This window comes from Paenarthrobacter sp. (genome assembly GCF_031180005.1).
In the GTDB taxonomy this organism is placed as follows: domain Bacteria; phylum Actinomycetota; class Actinomycetes; order Actinomycetales; family Micrococcaceae; genus Arthrobacter.
In genome coordinates, this window is record NZ_JAPSHI010000019.1 from 1 (window position 1) to 19,551 (window position 19,551).

Here is a 19,551-nt window from a genome sequence, read left to right on the forward strand (position 1 = left end):
CCCGCATGTCGGATCCGGACATGATCGATGCGATCATCGCCGCGGTTTCCATCCCGGTCATGGCCAAAGCCCGCATCGGCCACTTCGTCGAAGCCCAGGTCCTGCAGTCCCTCGGTGTTGACTACATTGACGAGTCCGAGGTCCTGACCCCGGCGGACTACATCAACCACATCGACAAGTGGAACTTCACTGTTCCCTTTGTTTGTGGTGCCACCAACCTTGGTGAGGCCTTGCGCCGCATCAACGAGGGTGCGGCGATGATCCGTTCCAAGGGCGAGGCCGGTACCGGCGATGTTTCCAACGCCACCGGGCACATGCGCAAGATCCGCTCGGAGATCGCCAAGCTTGCTGCTCTTCCCGAGGACGAGCTGTACGTTGCGGCCAAAGAACTGCAGGCCCCGTATGAGCTGGTCAAGGAAGTTGCCGCTACCGGCAAGCTCCCCGTGGTCCTGTTCACTGCCGGTGGCATCGCCACCCCGGCTGACGCTGCGATGATGATGCAGCTCGGCGCAGACGGCGTGTTCGTCGGTTCGGGGATCTTCAAGTCCGGCAACCCGGCAGAGCGTGCCGCCGCCGTCGTGAAGGCCACCACGTTCCACGACGATCCCGACGTGATCGCCAAGGTCTCCCGCGGCCTGGGCGAAGCCATGGTGGGCATCAACGTGGACGACATCCCGCAGCCGCACCGTCTGGCTGAGCGCGGCTGGTAGGTCTCACTTAGGTTCCCGCCAAGGCGGGCGCTGATCCTCTGCGTGCTATTCCCCGCTCCCGCTGCCGCCACTTTGGCGGTGGCTGGGGCGGGGGCCCTTTTACGCACGCTGCCGGATCGGTGCCCGCCTTTCGGCTTTAAGTTCCGGTGGTGGGGTTAGTTGAGTCCACGGCGTTTCAGGAGGGGGTCCAAGTCTGCGTCACGGCCTCGGAATGAGCGGAAGGATTCCAGCGGATCGCGGCTGTTGCCCCTCGATAGCAGCTCGGACCTGAACCGGTCTCCGTTGGAGCGGGTAAGACCTCCGTTTTCCTTGAACCACTCAACGGTGTCCGCATCCAGCACCTCGCTCCAAATGTAGGAGTAGTAACCGGCCGCGTAGCCCGCGCCAGCGAAGATGTGCTGGAAATAGCCGGTGCGATAACGCGGCGGGATGAGGGGGTGCGCGATTCCCGCGTCCGCCAAGGCCTTTGCCTCGAAGGCGAGAATGTCGTCCGGAACTTCGGACCCGGACAGCACGTGCCACGCCAGGTCAAGGAGCGCTGCGCCGAGGTATTCGGTCGTTGCGAAACCTTCTCCCCACAACAACGACTCATTGAGCTTGTCCACCGTGTCCTGGGGGAGAGCCTCCCCGGTGGAGTAATGACGCGCGTAGTTGGCCAGTATCTCGGGCCACATGATCCACATTTCGTTGACCTGGGACGGGTACTCGACGAAGTCGCGAGGCACCGACGTACCGGAGAACCGCGGATAGGTGACATCGGAAAAGAGTCCGTGCAGGGCGTGGCCGAATTCATGGAAAACAGTACGGACCTCGTCCAAGGACAAGAGTGCAGGCTGGCCAGGCGCGGGCTTGGTGATGTTGAGGTTGTTAATGACCACCGAGCGCGTTCCCAACAGGCTGGACTGTTCAACCAGGGAATTCATCCAAGCACCTCCGCGCTTTGATTCCCGTGTGTAGTAGTCGCCCAGGAAGAGGCCGAGGCCGCTGCCGTCTTCATTTCGGACCTCCCAGATTCGGACGTCGGGGTGATAGCCTTCCAAGTCATCGCGCTCCTGGAAAGTGACTCCGTAAAGCTGCGTTGCCGCATGGAAGACACCGTCGTTGAGCACGGTTTCAAGGCTGAAGTAGGGCAGGAGTGCCTGCTCGTCCACCTCGAACTTTTCCTTTCGGACTTGTGCAGAGTAGTACGCCCAATCCCACGGCTCGAGTTCGTGGCCGGCGGATTCGGCCAGGGCGTCTGCTTCCGCCTGGGCGTTACGCACAGCAGCGGGTGCCAGCCTGCCCAGCATCGCCAGTACCTCGCTGAAACCGGGCGCAGTCTGTTGGTCCACTACCAACTCAGCGAAGTTGGCAAACCCCAGGAGAGTCGCTTTCTCGGCCCGCAAACGTGCTGTTGCCTTCACCAGGTCACGGACATCCAGGTCGCCTCCATCGGTGCCGCGCGCCAGGGATGCTTCGAACAGGCGACGGCGGATGGTCCGGTTCTCCAAGGACGCCATGGCGGGTTGGTTGCTGGGTTGGATCAAGGTCAGTAAGTACTTACCGTCATGCCCGGCCAGCTTTGCTGCTTCTGCGGCGCCGATGACCACCTCCGGCTTCAGGCCGGCAAGATCATCGGCGTCGTCAAGAAGCAGGGCGGCGGACTTCATGGCTTCCTTGACACGCTGGCCAAACTCGGTGCCCAATTGGGACAGCTCGGCATTAACTTCACGCAAGCGTTGTTGCGCGGTGTCATCCAGTTGAATTCCGGACTGCCGGAACTCCTTGAGGTACTCCTGCACCAGTCGGGACGATTCTTCATCCAAGCTGGCTGTGTCGAGGTCGGCGAACCGTTGGTAGAGCGCGCGGTTCATGTAAACAGCATCCTGGTGCGCTGAGAATTTGGGTGACAACTCTGTCTCCAGCGCCTTGATGGCGTCGGAAGCATCCGCAGAAACGAGCGTGAAGAATGCCGCAGCTGCCCTGTTGAGGAGAAGCCCTGACCGCTCCATGGCCATTGCAGTGTTCTCCAAGGTAGCTGGCTCTTGATTGGAAACGATCCGGGAAATTTCCTGGAGATGCGATGCCAAACCTGCCTCGACGGCCTCGGCGTAGTGCGCTGCTGAGAGGCCAGCGAAGGGCGGCAGCCCATAGGGCAGGGGGCTGGGGCTCAGGAGTGGGTTAGTCATGAAGTGACTCTTTCACGTAAGAATCGTGTCCTCAAGGGCGGCACGCCCTGCTTCCTCAAGCTTCCGCCGTAGGATGAAAGCCATGGGCAAAATCACATTTTCCAGGGGATGGTTCCGGTCTCACAAGACGGCACTCGTGCTGAGTGCCGTGGTCATGTCCCTGTCAGTGAACGCCTGCGGTGTCATGGCGGAAAATGATGATGCGAACCGCAGTAGCGCCGCTTCTGTCCCGGCAACCGAGACTCCAAGCCCAACCCGCACCCCCGCGCCGAACCCCACACCAGGTAAGGGGCCCGCTTGCCCGGAGCTACGCTGCACTTCCATCACGGTGACAGGCGACATGTTGGTCCATACCCAGCTCTGGCAGCAAGCGAGAGCTGACGCTGCGGCAGCCGGTCAGCCCGGCTATACGTTCGTTCCGCTTCTTGAGGGGCAGCGTCGCTACATTCGTAACAGCGACCTCGCCATCTGCCACCAGGAAACCCCTGTCGCTACACCGGAAGGACCCTTCTCCGCCTATCCGTCCTTTAACGTGCCACCGCAGATCATCACGGCATCGAAGGATGTTGGCTACCAGGCTTGCACAACGGCCAGCAACCACACCATTGATCGCGGGACTGAAGGGTTGCTTCGGACCCTCGACGCGTTGGACGCGGCGGGCCTGAAGCATACGGGTTCCTACCGGACGGAGGCGGAGTCAAGAGAGATACTCATGCTCCAAACGGACGCTGCCAAGGTGGCAGTGATCATTGGAACGTATGGTCATAACGGTCAGATTCCTGAATACCCGTGGTTGGTTGACGAGCTGGACCCGGCGGCCATGATCGCGAAGGCGAAACAGGCAAAGGCGTTGGGAGCCGACATTGTCCTGGGCGTCATGCACGCCGGTGACGAGTACGCCAGCGAAGCCAATGCCCAGCAACAGGAAGTCGCGCACGCGTTGGTGGACAGTGGCCAGTTCACCATGATCTACGGGCACCACACCCACTCAGTGCTGCCGATCGAGAATTACAAAGGAACCTGGATCGTCTATGGGCTGGGCAACGGTGTCACCGAACTGTCCCCATGGTACGTCCTGAACAATGAAGGGCTGCTGGTCAGGGCACAGTTCAGCCAGGACGCTGCAGGTGTTTGGACTGCTTCGGATCTCGCTTGGGCTCCGTCAGTGATAGTTCGGGATCCCTACCGGTGGTGCTCCGTGGCCAGCGATGCACCGCAGGGAGTCTGTGCAACCCCCGCGGCCGATGCTGAGACCTACCAGCGAACCAAAGCGGTGGTTGAGTCCATGGGCGCAGCAACTGCAGGCGCGCATGAGCTGCTGATCACCAAGGAAAAGTAGCGCCTACCGCGGCCGGCGGGCGGCGTGTTCGCGCGCAAGGCGGGCATAACCGTCGTCGGGCGTTCCCGGCACGAAGGTTCCGAACTTGCGCTCGGCTGCCGTTCGGATCAGGAAGTCCGCAATGGCCGGGTTCTTCGGCAGCAATGAACCGTGCAGGTAGCTCGCGACGACGTTGTTGTAGCGGGCGCCCTCGTGCCCGTCCTTGCTGTTGTTGCCGGCGCCCTTCGTGACAGTGCCGAGGGGCTCGACGCCGGGACCCAAAGTAGTCTGCCCGCTGTGGTTCTCGTAGCCCAGGATGTCGCCGAACTCGGCAGATTTCATGGTTACGTTGCCGATGAGTCGCTCGTTGGTTCCGTGCGTTTCGACGTCAAGGATGCCGATGCCGGGAATGACGGGCCCGGTGCTGGTCTTGAAGAATTTGCCGAAAAGCTGGTAGAGCCCACAGATCACCAGCATGGGAGCGCCTTCATCAGCGAGTTGCTTCAATTGAACGGCACGCGCCTGAAGGTCGTCCTGGATGACCAGCTGTCCACTATCCTGCCCGCCTCCGCCCACAATAATGTCGACGTCGTCCGGGAACTCATCACCCACGTTGTATTCGAGCAGCTCCGGCGTATAGCCGTGCCACTTGATGCGTTGCTTCAGTACCAGGGCGTTGCCCCAGTCACCGTAGATGTTCATTTCCCGCGGGTAGAGCTGGAGGACGCGGATTGTTCCTTTGCTTGGCTGTGTATCCGGGTGGGGCTGTGCTTCCGAGGTCATGAGACCACCTCAACTATGGTGATTTTGGCCAGTTCACGGCGTATGGCGAGCATGGAGGTGTAAGTGCAGAAGATGCGCTTGGGCTTGCCTCGCGAGCCATCTATGAAAGTCCGTAGTGCTGCGGTGATGTCCGGTTCGACGACTCCGAAGGGCACATCGTCGTACTGGAGACGGAGCGCCATGTCGTAGGCGCGGACGCCGGTGAGGACTTCCACGCCGTCTTCCCGCAGGGAATCGAATTCAACGTCCCAGAGCCAGGACATGTCCCTGCCGTCGGCGTAGTTGTCGTTGATGGCAATCATGGTGGCGTATCCACCGGCGGGGAAAGACTTCAGCCCGAGTCGGAAACCGCTGGGATTTTTTACGAGCACCAGTTCCAAGGGCTGGCCGTCCACCGTGAGGCTTTCACCACGGCCGAAGGCAGGAGCAACTTCCCCCAGGGCCTTCACGAGTTTAGGCGTGTCGACCGGCCCGGTTCCCAGGATGGCCCGCGCCAGCGACAAAGCTGCCGCAGCATTGAAGATGTTGTACACACCGCGAAGTTTCATGGATGTGCTGACAGTTTCGCCGTCGAACTCAAAGTCTGCGTCCTGGGCTCCTACCCGGCGGAGTACGACGTCGGCAGCCGGCAGTTCTACATCGTCACCGGTTTCTGCAGCAACAGATGTGCCGGACGGCGACGGGCCAATGGCCGTGGTGCGCATCTCGTCGTCGTTGGGGAAAGTGCTGCGCAACGATTCATCGAGACCGAAATACCTGATTTCGGGGTGGTGAACGGCGTGGAGGGTGTTGAGGGCAGTCGCAATCCGGGCTACGCGTGGGTCTTCCCGGTTGAGGACCACGGTGTCCGTTGTCTTGGAGGCGATGTGCTCCAGCAAGCGGGCCGTTTTGTCGATTTCACCGAAGCGGTCCAACTGGTCGCGCAGTACGTTCAGCAAGAGGCTGAAGCGGGGCTCCACCTTGTTGACGAAGTGCACGGCGTGGGCTTCGTCAAGTTCCAGAATGGCGATGTCCGCGTCGAGACGTCCACGCCAATCCACATCGCCCAGGAGTGAGGCTGCCACCCCTCGGGTGAAGTTGCTGCCGCTGCGGTTGGTAAAGACCTTCAAGCCTTGGCTTTCAAGGAGTTCCACCACCATTTTGGTGGTAGTGGTTTTACCGTTGGTGCCGCTGACTACGGCAACGCCGAGGGGGAGCGACGCCAGCGTTCGCTGCATGAAGCCGGGGTCGATTTTCTCGACCACCAGGCCGGGGAAAGCTGAGCCTCCGCCCCGGAGCCGGGACAGTGTGCGGACCAGCTTGCCGAGGGGAACGCTGAAGGAAAGCATGCTCTGTAATATATCCCAGCCAGGGCATGGAACCTTGACTGACGTCAGCCCCGGCGGTCGCAGGCAAGGTTACTGAGGGCTTGGACCACTATGATGGTCGAATGACCAACCCCCTTTCCGACGCTTCGTCACGCGTGGGTTCAGGACTCCGAATCGGCGTGCTGGCTCTCCAGGGCGACTTCCGCGAGCATATCCACGCTGTTGAGGCCGCTGGGGCCACCGGCATGGGTGTTCGCCGCCCCTCAGAGCTCGACGACATCGACGGCCTGATTATCCCCGGCGGCGAGTCCACCACAATAGACAAGCTTTCCCGGATTTTCGAAGTCCGAGACCCCCTTCAGAAGCGCATTGCAGAGGGCCTGCCCGTTTACGGCTCCTGCGCCGGCATGATCCTGCTGGCCAATGAAATTGCAGACCCGGCTACGGACCTGGACGGAAATCCCCAGCAGACTTTTGGCGGCTTGGATATTACGGTCCGCCGCAACGCTTTCGGACGACAACGCGAGTCCTTCGAAACCGACCTCGATTTCAAGGGCTTGGACTTCAGTGCCGGGGAATCCGGCGTGGATCCGGTTCACGCGGTATTCATCCGCGGCCCTTGGGTGGAGCGTGTGGGTCCGGGGGTGGAAGTCCTCGCCCAGGTTGATCCCGATCACGCCAGCCACACGGCTACTTTGCATGGAGTGGCTAGAATTGTTGCAGTGCGTTCCGGCCAACTGCTGGCCACCTCCTTCCACCCGGAAGTGACGGGAGAGAAACGCGTGCATGAACTCTTTATTCGAATGATCAGAGGAGAAGCGTAAAGCATGTCAGGCCACTCCAAATGGGCGACCACCAAGCACAAGAAAGCCATCATTGACGGCAGGCGTGCAAAGTCGTTCGCGAAACTGATCAAGAACATCGAAGTCGCTGCCCGCATGGGTGGACCGGACCTTGCCGGCAACCCGGGCCTTGAACTCGCTGTCACCAAGGCGAAGAAAACGTCGGTACCCAATGACAACATCGACCGCGCCATCAAGCGTGGCGCGGGCCTCACCGGTGAGGTGGTGGACTACACCGAGATCATGTACGAAGCCCGCGGTCCCCAAGGTTCGGCATTGTTGATTGAATGTCTGACCGACAACAAGAACCGCGCTGCTTCCGAGGTGCGCCTGGCGATTTCGCGCAACGGCGGCACCATTGCCGATCCCGGTTCCGTAAGCTACCTCTTCGCCCGCAAAGGTGTAGTTGTCTTGCCCAAGAACGGCCTCAGCGAAGACGACATCCTGATGGCTGTCCTCGACGCCGGAGCCGAGGAAGTCAAGGACAGCGGTGAGAACTGGGAAATCCATTCCGAGCCCTCCGATCTCCAGGCCATCCGCGACGCCTTGAAAGAAGCCGGCATCGACTACGACACTGACGAAGCCGAATTCGTTCCGTCCATGCAGGTGGAGTTGGACGTTGACGGCGCCAAGAAGTTCATGAAGCTCGTGGATGCCTTGGAAGACCTGGACGATGTCCAGAACGTGTACAGCAATGCGGACCTTAGCGAGGAAGTACAGGCTGCCCTCGACGCCGAGTAGTCGGGTGGGGCGCAGCACTATACTTTGAGACTCAGCAGGTTTACAGCCATCAGGAAGGCCCGGACTTGACTCTTCGCGTATTGGGAGTCGATCCGGGCCTTACCCGTTGCGGCATCGGTGTAGTGGACATTGAGCGAAATCGCCGGGCCACCATGGTGGCCGTCGGAGTGGTGGGCACGTCCGCCGAGCTGACCCTGGATAAGCGTCTGCTGGTTATTGCCCAAGCCATTGACGAATGGTTGGACCTGCACAAGCCGGATGTCGTCGCCGTCGAGCGTGTTTTCTCGCAGATGAACGTGAGCACGGTGATGGGCGTGGCTCAGGCCTCGGGCGTCGTCATCGTGGCTGCAGCACGCCGTGGCATCCCGGTCGCCTTGCATACACCCTCCGAGGTTAAAGCCGCAGTCACCGGCAGCGGCACTGCCAACAAGGATGCTGTCACCAAACTGGTCACAAAAATCCTGCGGCTGGATGCTCCACCGAAGCCGGCTGATGCGGCCGACGCCCTCGCGTTGGCCCTCACCCACGCGTGGCGCGCAGGCAGTGGTATGGGCTCGGCCGGTGACGCCAACGGTAAAGGCGGACTCACCCCCGCGCAAAAGGCGTGGGCCGAAGCCGAAGCAAAAGCGCGCCGCAAACGGTGATTGTCAGCTGCCCTTGCTAGGGTATTCGTAGATATGTTCGGATAGTCCGCTCTGGCCGCAGTAATTACGGCAACGGAGCAGGCAGTATTTCAGGAGCCGGGTCTTGATCAGTTTTCTCCGTGGAACCGTAGCCCACGTTGGTTTGTCCACCGCTGTTATCGACCTCAACGGTGCAGGTATGAGTGTCTTCGCCACACCGCAGACCTTGAGCCACCTCAAAACAGGAACCGAAGCCAAGCTCTTCACTTCCATGATCGTCCGCGAAGATTCACTCACGCTGTTCGGATTTGCCGACGACGACGAACGCGAAGTCTTCGACGTCCTGCTCAGTGTCAGCGGGGTTGGGCCCCGTTTGGCCCTAGCCGTCCTCGCCGTGCACGAACCGGAAGCCATCCGGGTGGCGGCTCACACCGGAGACAGCAAAGCATTCACCAAAGTCCCGGGTATCGGCCCCAAGGTGGCCGGCCGTATTGTCCTCGAGCTGGCCGGGAAGTTGGTTCCGCACGGAACGGGGACCGGTACTGCTCCTGCCGCAGCCCCGAACGCAGAATGGAAACCGCAGGTGGTGGCAGCCATGACCAGTTTGGGATGGTCCGAGAAAGACGCCAACGGCAGTATCGACAAAGCCATGGCCGACTCGCCGGAACTCGTAGACGCAGCAAACGTGGCCCAAATACTTCGGGCTACGCTGCGCTGGCTTGGCCAGGACGGGGCACGCGCCGGCAACCGCGTAGGCAGCCGTGGCTGAGCAGTCACTCGTCAGCGGGGGAGAGGAACCGGAAGAGCGGGTTATTGAGGCTGCTCTGCGCCCCAAGAACCTGCACGACTTCGTAGGACAGCATCGGGTCCGCAAGCAACTTGCCTTGGTGCTTGAGGCCTCGAAGATGCGTGGCCGCAGCGCCGACCACGTGCTGATGTCCGGACCTCCGGGGCTCGGTAAGACCACCCTTGCCATGATCATTGCAGCGGAGATGAACGCGCCGCTGCGTATTAGCAGCGGACCGGCCATCCAGCACGCCGGCGATCTCGCAGCCATCCTTTCATCGCTCTCGGAGGGCGAGGTCCTGTTTCTTGACGAGATCCACCGCATGTCCAGGCCCGCTGAAGAAATGCTGTACATGGCCATGGAGGACTTCCGCGTGGACATCGTGGTGGGCAAGGGAGCAGGCGCAACTGCAATTCCCCTGGAACTGCCGCCTTTCACCCTGGTAGGTGCCACCACCCGCGCAGGACTCCTGCCTGGTCCATTGCGGGACCGCTTCGGTTTCACCGGGCACCTCGAGTTCTACTCGGTGGCCGAACTCGAACTTGTCCTCCGCCGTTCTGCCGGGCTTCTGGACCTGAAGGTAAACTCTGCAGGTTTCACCGAGATCGCAGGAAGGTCACGCGGCACACCGCGTATAGCCAACCGGCTCCTGCGCCGTGTTCGTGACTGGGCGCTCGTTCATGGCATCGAGCAAATCGACGCCCGTTCGGCGTCAGCGGCCTTGGATATGTACGAAGTAGACGAGCGTGGCTTGGATAGGCTGGACAGGTCCGTTCTCGAAGCCCTCATTACCAAGTTCAACGGTGGCCCTGTTGGCTTGTCCACCTTGGCCATTGCCGTAGGTGAAGAACCCGAAACGGTGGAGACCGTGGCTGAGCCTTTCTTGGTGCGGGAGGGACTTCTGGGACGTACTCCGCGGGGTCGAATTGCGATGGCGTCCGCTTGGACCCACCTTGGCTACGCCGTACCGGCTGGAGTCTTTGGCCAGGAGGCGCTGGCCTTGTTCGGTGAGGACGAAAACCACGCCGAAAGCATAGATACGGTTGGTTAACACGCTCTGTTCAGCTTTTCCCACTAGACTGGTATGACGCTCGGCACGTTCGAGTCCTTGATCCATGCCGCTATGCGGATCTGCCAGGGACGTTGCCGTGAACCAAAACGTAAGTACAGAACGGAACTTCCCTGTGGATCCAATGACCATATTGCTGTTCGTCATGCTTGGACTCTTTGTCTTCATGATGTTCCGCCGCAACAAGAAGACCCAGCAGCAGCAGGCTGAAATGCAGTCCAAATTTGCTCCTGGTGTCGACGTCATGACCAGCTTCGGTCTCTTTGGCCGCATCGTGTCCATCGACGAAGCTGAGAACAAGGTCGTCATCGAACTCTCCCCGGGGAACCAGGCAACGGTTCACCGACAGGCAGTCACCAAGGTGGTCGAAACGGCCCCCGAGGAAGCACCGGTTGTCCCGGATGACGCTTCTTCCCTGACCGCCGCGGAGACTGAAGCTCCTACCGCCGTCGAGACGCCGGAAGAAACCATCGCGCGCCTCAACAAAGAGGACAAGAAGGACAACTAGCACCGTCAGTCGCGGCGACACCGCGCAAGGCAACTTCTACGGCAGCGGAGAGCCGCCGGCAGACGCTTACCAGCGTCGGCCGGCGGCTGTCCGGCGATAACAGGAAGATCGATAATGGCACGGACCGGCCCCAAAAACTCAGCCCGCAGGGTGCTGACCTGGCTTGGAGCAATTTTCGTTGTATTAACCGCTGTCCTTGCTGGCGGAGTAGTGACTGGCAATGCCAGTTGGGCTCCCAAGCTTGCTCTGGACCTTGAAGGCGGAACCCAGATGATCCTGGCACCCCGGGTGGAGGGTTCCAGCGACATCAATGAGGAGCAACTCAACCAGGCAGTTGCCATTATCCGGCAGCGAGTAGATGGCTCCGGTGTTGCTGAAGCCGAAATCAGCACCCAGTCCGGCCGCAACGTGGTGGTCAGCCTTCCGGGAACACCGTCGAAGGAAACCCGCGACCTCATTCAGGCTTCGGCCGACATGAACTTCCGTCCAGTCATCACTTATGGCGATCCTGCGGCTATACCCGCCGAGCAGCGCACTCCTGAGGATCAGCTGAACAAGCCGACGGCGGAGCCGGCCAACGCGAGTGATGTCAACTGGATTACCCCGGAAGTCCAGAAGGAATTCGAAGCACTCGACTGCGTCAATCCTTCGGCTGAAAGGCGTGAGCGTTCAGATCCCGCGAAGCCGCTGGTAACCTGCGAGGCGGCCACTGCCACGACTCCGGCCATCAAGTACATCCTCGGGCCTGTTGAGGTCAAAGGCCAGGACATCAGCGATTCCTCCTTTACCCAAGTTCAGGGTGCCCAGGGCTCCGTGACGAATTCCTGGGGTGTGAACATTGTCTTCAACTCGGATGCAACGGCAAAGTTCAAGGCCGTAACCGAACGCCTCAACCAGTTCTATGCTGCAGCGGAGGCCCAGGGCACTGACGATCCCAAGTCACAGTTCGCGATCGTCCTGGACGACAAAGTACTTTCAGCCCCTCGCGCCCTGGCTGTCATCACCGATGGAAAGCCCCAGATCACGGGTAACTTCACCCAGGCGTCTGCGAAGGCCTTGTCTGACCAGTTGCGCTATGGCGCACTGCCCATCAGCTTCGAGATCCAATCACAAGAGCAGATTTCGGCCACGCTCGGCGGCGACCAACTTCGCCTCGGGTTGCTGGCAGGCATGATCGGTCTGTTCCTGGTGGTTGTTTACTCCCTGTTCCAGTACCGGGCGTTGGGTCTTGTCACCATCGCGTCCTTGGTTGTGGCTGGTGTTCTGACCTATCTCGCCATTGCAATTCTTGGGTGGACGGAAAATTATCGCCTCTCCCTGGCAGGTGTAGCGGGTCTGATCGTGGCCATTGGCCAGACTGCCGACTCGTTTATTGTCTATTTTGAACGCATCAGGGATGAGTTGCGCGAGGGACGGGGCCTGGTGTCCGCCGTCGAAAATGGTTGGAAGCGGGCCAAGCGCACCGTGCTGGCCTCCAAGGCTGTCAACCTGCTGGCCGCACTGGTCCTTTACTTCGTAGCCGTTGGCAACGTCCGTGGCTTCGCTTTCACTTTGGGCTTGACTGCCTTGGCAGACCTCCTGGTGGTGTTCATGTTTACCCACCCCATGATGCAGGTCCTGGCGCGCACCAAGTTCTTCGGCGAAGGACACCGATTCTCAGGGCTTTCCCCTGACCGTCTCGGCGCAGTTCCCCTATACCGTGGCGCGGGCCGCCTCCGTACGCCTGAGGAAAAGCCTGCCGTGGTTCGCGCACGCAACACCGGTGCGGTAGCCGAAGCCGAACGACGCATGACCATTGCCGAGAGGCGCCTTGCCGAGAAAGGCCAGCTCACTGGTACTTCCAACGGCACCAAGGAGGAGAAGTAATGACCACGAGCTTCGCAACCTTCGGCCACGAGCTATACACGGGCAAGCGCTCGTACAACTTCGTCAATTCGAAGAAAATCTGGTTCATCATCGCGGCGGTCGCCGTGGCACTCTCCATTCTGATTCCGGTAGTCAAGGGTGGATTTAACCTTGGAATCGAATTCCGTGGCGGCTCCGAATTCACGGTTTCAAATGTGAGCACCACTGATGCCAGCCTCGGCGAGAAGGCCGTCCACGATGTCGTGCCCGATGCCATTCCCCGTGTTGCCAACGTCGCAGGCAACACCATGCGGATCCAAACGGACCAACTGACCGACGACGAGACGAACCGGATCAAGGATGGCCTCACCAGCGCCTATGGCGTGACTGAGAACGAAGTGACGTCGACCTTCGTGGGTCCAACCTGGGGTCAGGATGTCACTCGCCAGGCCCTGATCGGCCTGGTGGTCTTCGTTGCCTTGGCAGCTGTCCTGATGGCGCTGTACTTCAGGACCTGGAAGATGTCTTTGTCGGCACTCGTCGGCATGCTGGTCACTATGTTCGCCACAGCAGGCGTCTACGCCCTGAGCGACTTTGAAGTCACGCCTTCGGCAATCATTGGCTTCCTGACGGTCCTTAGCTACTCGTTGTATGACACTGTGGTGGTCTTCGACAAGATCCGTGAAAACACCTCGGATATCTCCACGTCCACCCGCCGCACGTTCAGCGAAGAGGTAAACCTTGCCGTCAACCAAACCTTGGTCCGCTCCATCAACACCATGATGGTGGCCGTCCTCCCGGTGGCAGCGATCCTCTTCATTGGTGCCGGCCTTCTAGGCGCCGGCACCCTTCGCGATCTCTCCCTGGCATTGTTCGTGGGCATCCTCATCGGCACTGCGGCCACGATCTTCATTGCGGCACCGCTGTACGCGTGGCTCCGCCAGAGTGAGCCTGACCTCGTGAAGCAAGCCAAGAAGGTTGCCCATCGCAGGACTGAAGCCACGGTCTAGGACTTTTCAGTACCGTTGTTTGGCCGGGAGCCGGCCTCTGCACCACTGCGGAGGCCGGCTCTTTGACTTGCCTGCGTCATCGTCATGTGCTGCCCGGTTGCAGAAGCATTCACCTGCGGGAATAGACTGGGAGAATTAAATCGGTTGTGAGGGGTACTTCTGTGGAAGAACGTGCGACGTCGGCACCACCGGCGGGCGGGGATGACGGCCGCAAGACTGTGGCAGTTCCGGCAACGAGTGTGCCCGGACGGACTGCGGCTGCGGTTCCGGTCGATGCTCCCGGTGCGCGTCCCACCTTCCCGGGACGGAGGGAACGTACACGTTCCCGGCTTGCCCGCCTCACGGGAAGGGGCATCGCCCCGTACTCGCCCATCCTCGAGCCACTGCTGAGGACGGTTCGGGCGAACAACCCGAAAGAGGACTTCGACCTGATCCAACGCGCGTTCGCAGTGGCAGAGCAGAGCCATCAGGGGCAGAAGCGCAAGAGTGGTGATCCGTACATCACCCATCCAGTGGCCGTAGCCACCATTCTGGCTGAACTCGGCATGACCGGTACTACCCTGGCTGCAGCGTTGCTTCACGACACCGTCGAGGACACCCCGTACACCCTTGCTGACCTGACTCGGGACTTCGGACCCGAAGTTGCCATGTTGGTGGACGGCGTCACCAAGCTGGATAAAGTCAGTTTTGGCGAGGCTGCGCAGTCGGAAACCGTCCGCAAGATGGTTGTCGCGATGGCCAAGGACATCCGTGTCCTGATGATCAAGCTGGCAGACCGCCTTCACAACGCGCGCACTTGGCGGTTTGTTTCCGCTGAGTCTTCATCGCGCAAAGCCCGTGAAACCCTGGAAATCTTCGCACCTTTGGCACATCGCCTGGGTATGAACACCATCAAGTGGGAACTGGAAGATCTCTCCTTCGCCGCGCTGTACCCCAAGGTGTACGAGGAAATCGTGCGCATGGTGGGCGACCGCACTCCGGAGCGGGAAAAGAGCCTCAGCGTCATCCGCAACCAGATAGCGGATGACCTTCGAACAGCACGGATCAAGGCGACCATCACTGGGCGGCCCAAGCACTACTACTCGATCTATCAGAAGATGATAGTGCGGGACAAAGACTTCGACGACATCAACGACCTCATGGGCGTGCGGGTCCTGGTTGATTCGGTGCGTGACTGTTACGCCGCGCTAGGGACGCTGCATTCACGATGGAACCCCCTTCCGGGGCGGTTCAAGGACTACATCGCGATGCCCAAGTTCAACATGTACCAATCCCTGCACACAACGGTGATTGGCCCCGGCGGTAAGCCTGTGGAGATCCAGATCCGCACCCACGAGATGCACCGCCGCGCAGAATACGGTGTTGCAGCCCACTGGAAGTATAAGGACCAGCCCAATCGGACGGCACAAGGCCCCGGCAGCCCGCGTGATGGGGACATGGGCTGGCTGCGGTCGCTGGTGGACTGGCAGCAGGAAACCTCGGATCCCGGAGAGTTCCTGGATTCGCTCCGCTACGAGATCAATGCCCGGGAAGTGTTTGTTTTCACTCCCAAAGGTGAAGTCATGGCCCTTCCGGCCGGATCAACCCCTGTGGACTTCGCGTACGCCGTGCACACGGAAGTGGGCCACCGAACCATAGGTGCCCGCGTCAATGGCAAGTTGGTTCCGCTCAACAGCGAGCTGAACCATGGCGACTGGGTAGAGATCTTCACTTCCAAGGCTGAAGGCGCCGGGCCGAGCCAGGACTGGCAGCACTTCGTCAAGTCAGCCCGTGCCCGCAACAAGATCCGCCAATGGTTCACCAAGGAACGCCGCGAAGAAGCCATAGAACGTGGCAAGGACATGCTGACCCGGGCCATGCGGAAGCAGAACCTGCCTTTGCAGCGGCTGATGACGCACGACGCTTTGTCTGCTGTGGCGGAGGACTTCCACTATGTAGACATCTCGGGGCTGTACGCGGGTGTTGGTGACGGGCACACTTCGGCCCAGTCCGTCATGGAAAAGCTCGTGGAGCACTTGGGTGGTCATGAAACACCCGACGAAGACCTCGATGAAGTCAGTATTCCTACCCAGGTTGCGAAGTCGAAGTTCTCGGATTCCGGCGTGATCGTGCGAGGCGTGGGGGACGTCTGGGTCAAGCTCGCCAGGTGCTGCACCCCGGTACCCCCGGACCCCATCCTGGGCTTTGTGACTCGCGGATCAGGAGTTTCTGTCCACCGGACTGATTGCACCAATGTCTCGGGTCTCCGCGACCAACCGGACAGGATTGTTGAAGTCGAGTGGGCACCCACCCAGTCGAGTGTGTTCCTTGTGGAGATTCAGGTTGAAGCTTTGGACCGAAAGTCCCTCCTGTCCGACGTGACCCGTATCCTGTCCGAGAACCACGTCAACATCCTGGCCGCATCGGTTCATACCTCCAGCGACAGAGTGGCGATTTCGAAGTTCGCCTTCGAAATGGGTGATCCGAAGTATCTGCACCACGTCTTGAACGCGGTTCGCCGAATCGACGGCGTTTTTGACGTGTATCGCACTACTGGCAACCGTCGGCGCAGCTAGCCCGGGTCTGCTGGCGCCAGCTGCGCCAGCGTTGCCAAGGCACGCCTCTTATGTGGCACTCGGGGAGCCGTCTCGACGGCCAGGGTGAGCAGCCGCAGCCGGATGCCAAGCTCCTCGCGTTCAAGAAGGCGCTTCAACGCCGGCAGCGCGCGATCGGGTTCGACATGGAGGGCGATGTCCGCCGCGGTACGTAGTGGGCTGCTGACCAGCATTCCTCCGAGACTGACCACGTCCATCTGACCGAGCCGAACCTCATGGAGACTACATTGTGTGGTTCCCCGCAGGCTGGAGATCCGATGTTTTGCATCGACCAGCAGTGACAGGTGCTCGGGCGGATTGGCGCAACCGTAGATCCATGCTGCCGTGAGCCGGCCGGCCACAACCTTGGTCCGGATTCTTTCCGGGACTGTGAGGGCCGCTGCACGGGCTCTGAGGCGGTGGGTGACAGCAACACCAGGGGAGGCGTAACTCTTCCCGTACAGGGGCAACAGGATGCCATCGAACGCCATACTTTGCAGTTCGTTCCACGTAAAGATGCGGTTGGGGGAGTAGAGCTCGGAGATGACCGGCTCCAGTAAATGCGGGGCGTTGACAGCGGGGACCATTCATCGATCATTCCGTGCGGCCACCCTACGAGTACAGGCTCCGTCCCGGTTATGTGGATAACCGGAACGGAGCCTGCAGGAAAGATTTTGGCCCGGAGTCCTCTAGGCGAGGTCGCTTGCCGAGCGCTGGATCTGGTCAAGCCATGCCTGACGAGCTTCCAGAGCCTCTCGGGCCGTCTTGATACGGCGCTGGTCGCCGGCCTTCTCGGCCTTCTCCAGATCGTCCTTGAGGCCTGCAATAGCCGATTCAAGCTGTGACAATGCGCTGTTGGTGCGGGCCTTGGTTTCCGGATTGCTCCGGCGCCACTTCTCTTCCTCGGCTTCGCGGACCGCATCTTCGACCCTGCGAAGCCCGGCCTCAATCCGCCCCATGTCGGCGCGGGGCACCTTGCCGGCCTCTTCCCAACGGTCTCTGATGGACTGGAGTGCTTTCTTGGCGGCGTTGAGATCGTTGATGGGCAGGAGCGCCTGCGCCTCGGCCACCAGCTGTTCCTTGACGGCCAGATTCGCGCTGTACTCCTGGTCGATTTGCTCGTTGGCGGCTTGGCGGTTGCTGAAGAAGACGTCCTGGGCGGCGCGGAACCGGCCCCATAGAGCGTCATCGTCCTTGCGGCTTGCACGCGGAGTGGTCTTCCACTGGTCCATCAGCCGGCGGTACTCGCCGGCCGCGAATCCCCAGTCGGTGGACGTGGAAAGCGCCTCGGCCTCCGCAATCAAGGCCTCCTTGGCCGCCTTTGCAGCGGAGTTGTTGCTGTCAAGCTGCGAGAAGTACGCGCGGCGGTGACGATCGAATACAGTCCGGGCCGAACGGAAACGCTTCCAGAGCGCGTCTTCGTTGCTGCGGCCGAGCCTGACTCCGCTCTTTTGCGCGGCCTTCCAGGTTTCAAACAGCTCGTTCATGCGTGCACTTGAGGTTTTCCACTGGATCTGCGCGGGGTCCTGGCCGGCGATGGTCTCAGCTTCAGCAACAATTGCTTCGCGGGCCGCGAGTTCATTGGCGCGCACCGCCTCGTGGGCAGCCTTCTCGGACTTCTCGAGTTCTACGATCTGGGCTGACAGGGCGTCCAAGCGGGCCTCGGCAGCACGGATGTCACCCACCATGTTGCGCTCCGCGAGTTGTTCACGCAAGTGAGTGACCGTCTTCTGCATGTCCGTGGCCGGAGCCTTGGACTCCACACGGTGTTCCAGAAGGACCACCTGCGCGATGATGTCGTCGAACTTGCGGGCAAAGTAGCCAAGTGCTTCGTCGGCGCTGACGCCCGGGTACTGACCTACAGCGATTTCCTCACCGTCCAAGGTCAGGAAGACGTGGCCATCACCTTCGGCGCGTCCCCACTTGGCTGCCTCGGCGAGGGAGGCAGCGGAGACTGCCGGGGCTGCAGGAACGACGGCGGCAGGAGCCTTGGGCCGGGCCGCGAAGGCAGCGGGGGACGGAGCTGCGGACGGTGCCGGACGAGGAGCGGCCGGGGTTGCAGGCTCTGCGGCCGGCGCTTCTTCCGCTGTTTCCTCGGCAGCCGGTGCTGTTTGGTTGGCTGGAGTGGTCTCCGCCGGAGCTGATGCATCGGTACCGTTGGTGCCGCTTGCCTCGACTGCCTCTTGGTTGGCCACTACTGCTGTTTCGTCGGATTTCTGACTGTCTGTCACCGCTAAAAGTCTTTCGCTTGGAGGGAACTGCTCAGGTAATGCACCGCAGGCCGGGCCTGGAGCTGGTTACTTCAGAGAAAACGAGTCTATCGTGACAGGTGCCACAGGGGCGCCGTCGCTGGTGTTTTCGCCGGGTTTGAGGCCCGCAGCGGCGATCCTGGTGACGACGTCCAGGCCGCTGGTCACCTTGCCCACCACGGTGTATCCGCCGGCAGTATCAGCCGGAATGGTGGTGTCTTTGTAGACGATGAAGAATTGGCGGCCGTTGCCATAGGCATCGTTGCCGGTGCGGGCAACGGCAATCGTCCCTGCAGGGTACTTGTTGTCTGCCGGGGCATTTTCCAGTGGCCCCCACCGATAATTTGCGTCGTCCGCGCCGTCTTCGGATTTGGCTCCGCATTGGAGGAGCCCAAACGTTTCGGACGTTGTCAGCCGGTGGCAGAACGCTCCGTCGTAGTAGCTGGCGTCACTCAAAGACTTGAACACGGCTGCGGCTTGCGGTGCGGCGGTCCCGTTGAGTTCTACGCCGACAACGCCGCTGTTCAACGCAAGCTCGCCGGTGAAAGTCTTTCCAGCGGCCGTGTCCGGGCTGGGGATGTCGGCGCTGTTGGACGGGGACGCCGAGGGCGAACTGAGTCCCGCTTCCGCGGCGGCGAACTCCGCCTCGGTGGGGTTTGAACTAAAGACCGTCAGTTGCAGCACGACGGCCAAAACCACGGCTACGGCGGCTGCGCTCACGGCGATGGTGTTGTCCCGCTTGCGTCGCTTGCCCTGTTCCTGCCGCAGGGCACGCTTGGCTTCCATCTGCCTGATGCGCCGTTTCGCTTCGCGGTCATCCCGCGACCTTGTTGCCAAGAGTCCTCCTGATTGTGTCCACTTTCGGTGGCTGCCGACAGGAACCGGGCATGCTGCATTAGATGTGCACGCGCGGAAAGCATAAACTGGCTGCCGCACATAGTTTATGCATGACCGGCTGGACGCCCGCCCTGTAAACGCCGAAAGGGTGTTTAAAGCTGCGGTGCAATGCCAGCGTCAG

Annotated in this window: 17 protein-coding genes; 11 read left to right on the plus strand and 6 right to left on the minus strand. The window is 60.8% G+C overall.

The genetic code is table 11. From position 1 onward, the window contains the following. Positions 1–710: pyridoxal 5'-phosphate synthase lyase subunit PdxS (gene pdxS, locus RIF72_RS14115; RefSeq protein ID WP_309075488.1), on the plus strand; the 710-nt coding region annotated here is incomplete at its 5' end. A gap of 155 nt (positions 711–865) precedes the next feature. Here pdxS and RIF72_RS14120 read toward each other — a convergent pair. Next, on the minus strand, positions 866–2,878 hold the full coding sequence (locus tag RIF72_RS14120; RefSeq protein ID WP_309075489.1) for a M3 family metallopeptidase: 2,013 nt from the start codon (positions 2,876–2,878) through the stop codon (positions 866–868). Positions 2,879–2,951: 73 nt separating this feature from the next. On the opposite strand from RIF72_RS14120, the gene RIF72_RS14125 reads away from it, so the two are divergent. Beyond that, on the plus strand, positions 2,952–4,217 hold the full coding sequence (locus RIF72_RS14125; protein ID WP_309075490.1) for a CapA family protein: 1,266 nt from the start codon (positions 2,952–2,954) through the stop codon (positions 4,215–4,217). A gap of 3 nt (positions 4,218–4,220) precedes the next feature. On the opposite strand, the gene RIF72_RS14130 is transcribed toward RIF72_RS14125, so the two are convergent. Together RIF72_RS14130 and RIF72_RS14135 are read right to left on the minus strand one after the other, a co-directional pair. Continuing rightward, entirely contained in the window at positions 4,221–4,979 is a 759-nt protein-coding gene (locus tag RIF72_RS14130; protein WP_309075491.1) for a glutamine amidotransferase, read from the minus strand. Next, positions 4,976–6,307, minus strand: a complete 1,332-nt coding sequence (locus RIF72_RS14135) for a MurT ligase domain-containing protein (protein ID WP_309075492.1) — start codon at positions 6,305–6,307, stop codon at positions 4,976–4,978. Before RIF72_RS14135 ends, RIF72_RS14130 begins: the two co-directional genes overlap by 4 nt. A 101-nt stretch (positions 6,308–6,408) precedes the next feature. On the opposite strand from RIF72_RS14135, the gene pdxT reads away from it, so the two are divergent. The 9 genes from pdxT (at position 6,409) to RIF72_RS14180 (ending at position 16,266) form a co-directional block, all read left to right on the plus strand. Beyond that, complete coding sequence (pdxT, locus tag RIF72_RS14140) at positions 6,409–7,110, plus strand: pyridoxal 5'-phosphate synthase glutaminase subunit PdxT (protein ID WP_309075493.1); 702 nt, start codon at positions 6,409–6,411, stop codon at positions 7,108–7,110. A gap of 3 nt (positions 7,111–7,113) precedes the next feature. After that, on the plus strand, positions 7,114–7,869 hold the full coding sequence (locus RIF72_RS14145) for a YebC/PmpR family DNA-binding transcriptional regulator (protein WP_309075494.1): 756 nt from the start codon (positions 7,114–7,116) through the stop codon (positions 7,867–7,869). A gap of 65 nt (positions 7,870–7,934) precedes the next feature. After that, the gene (gene ruvC / locus RIF72_RS14150; RefSeq protein WP_309075495.1) at positions 7,935–8,513 is read left to right on the plus strand and encodes a crossover junction endodeoxyribonuclease RuvC; all 579 of its coding nucleotides are present in this window, start codon (positions 7,935–7,937) and stop codon (positions 8,511–8,513) included. Positions 8,514–8,616: 103 nt separating this feature from the next. Next, complete coding sequence (gene ruvA, locus RIF72_RS14155; protein ID WP_309075496.1) at positions 8,617–9,261, plus strand: Holliday junction branch migration protein RuvA; 645 nt, start codon at positions 8,617–8,619, stop codon at positions 9,259–9,261. After that, complete coding sequence (gene ruvB / locus RIF72_RS14160) at positions 9,254–10,330, plus strand: Holliday junction branch migration DNA helicase RuvB (RefSeq protein WP_309075497.1); 1,077 nt, start codon at positions 9,254–9,256, stop codon at positions 10,328–10,330. Before ruvA ends, ruvB begins: the two co-directional genes overlap by 8 nt. Positions 10,331–10,472: 142 nt before the next feature. Continuing rightward, the gene (gene yajC, locus RIF72_RS14165) at positions 10,473–10,856 is read left to right on the plus strand and encodes a preprotein translocase subunit YajC (RefSeq protein WP_309075555.1); all 384 of its coding nucleotides are present in this window, start codon (positions 10,473–10,475) and stop codon (positions 10,854–10,856) included. 114 nt (positions 10,857–10,970) lie between these two features. Then, entirely contained in the window at positions 10,971–12,722 is a 1,752-nt protein-coding gene (secD, locus tag RIF72_RS14170; RefSeq protein WP_309075498.1) for a protein translocase subunit SecD, read from the plus strand. Beyond that, entirely contained in the window at positions 12,722–13,711 is a 990-nt protein-coding gene (secF, locus tag RIF72_RS14175) for a protein translocase subunit SecF (RefSeq protein WP_309075499.1), read from the plus strand. Before secD ends, secF begins: the two co-directional genes overlap by 1 nt. A 161-nt stretch (positions 13,712–13,872) precedes the next feature. Then, the gene (locus RIF72_RS14180; protein ID WP_017197534.1) at positions 13,873–16,266 is read left to right on the plus strand and encodes a bifunctional (p)ppGpp synthetase/guanosine-3',5'-bis(diphosphate) 3'-pyrophosphohydrolase; all 2,394 of its coding nucleotides are present in this window, start codon (positions 13,873–13,875) and stop codon (positions 16,264–16,266) included. Here the strand turns inward: RIF72_RS14180 and RIF72_RS14185 are convergent. From RIF72_RS14185 to RIF72_RS14195, 3 genes are all read right to left on the minus strand, one after another. Continuing rightward, complete coding sequence (locus RIF72_RS14185) at positions 16,263–16,871, minus strand: hypothetical protein (RefSeq protein WP_309075500.1); 609 nt, start codon at positions 16,869–16,871, stop codon at positions 16,263–16,265. The two genes, RIF72_RS14180 and RIF72_RS14185, sit on opposite strands and share 4 nt — an antisense overlap. Before the next feature lie 102 nt (positions 16,872–16,973). Beyond that, on the minus strand, positions 16,974–18,515 hold the full coding sequence (locus tag RIF72_RS14190) for a DUF349 domain-containing protein (protein ID WP_309075501.1): 1,542 nt from the start codon (positions 18,513–18,515) through the stop codon (positions 16,974–16,976). 66 nt (positions 18,516–18,581) lie between these two features. Then, a complete protein-coding gene (locus tag RIF72_RS14195; protein ID WP_375164236.1) occupies positions 18,582–19,319 on the minus strand; it encodes a peptidylprolyl isomerase in 738 nt (245 codons plus the stop codon). Positions 19,320–19,551 lie beyond the last annotated feature (232 nt).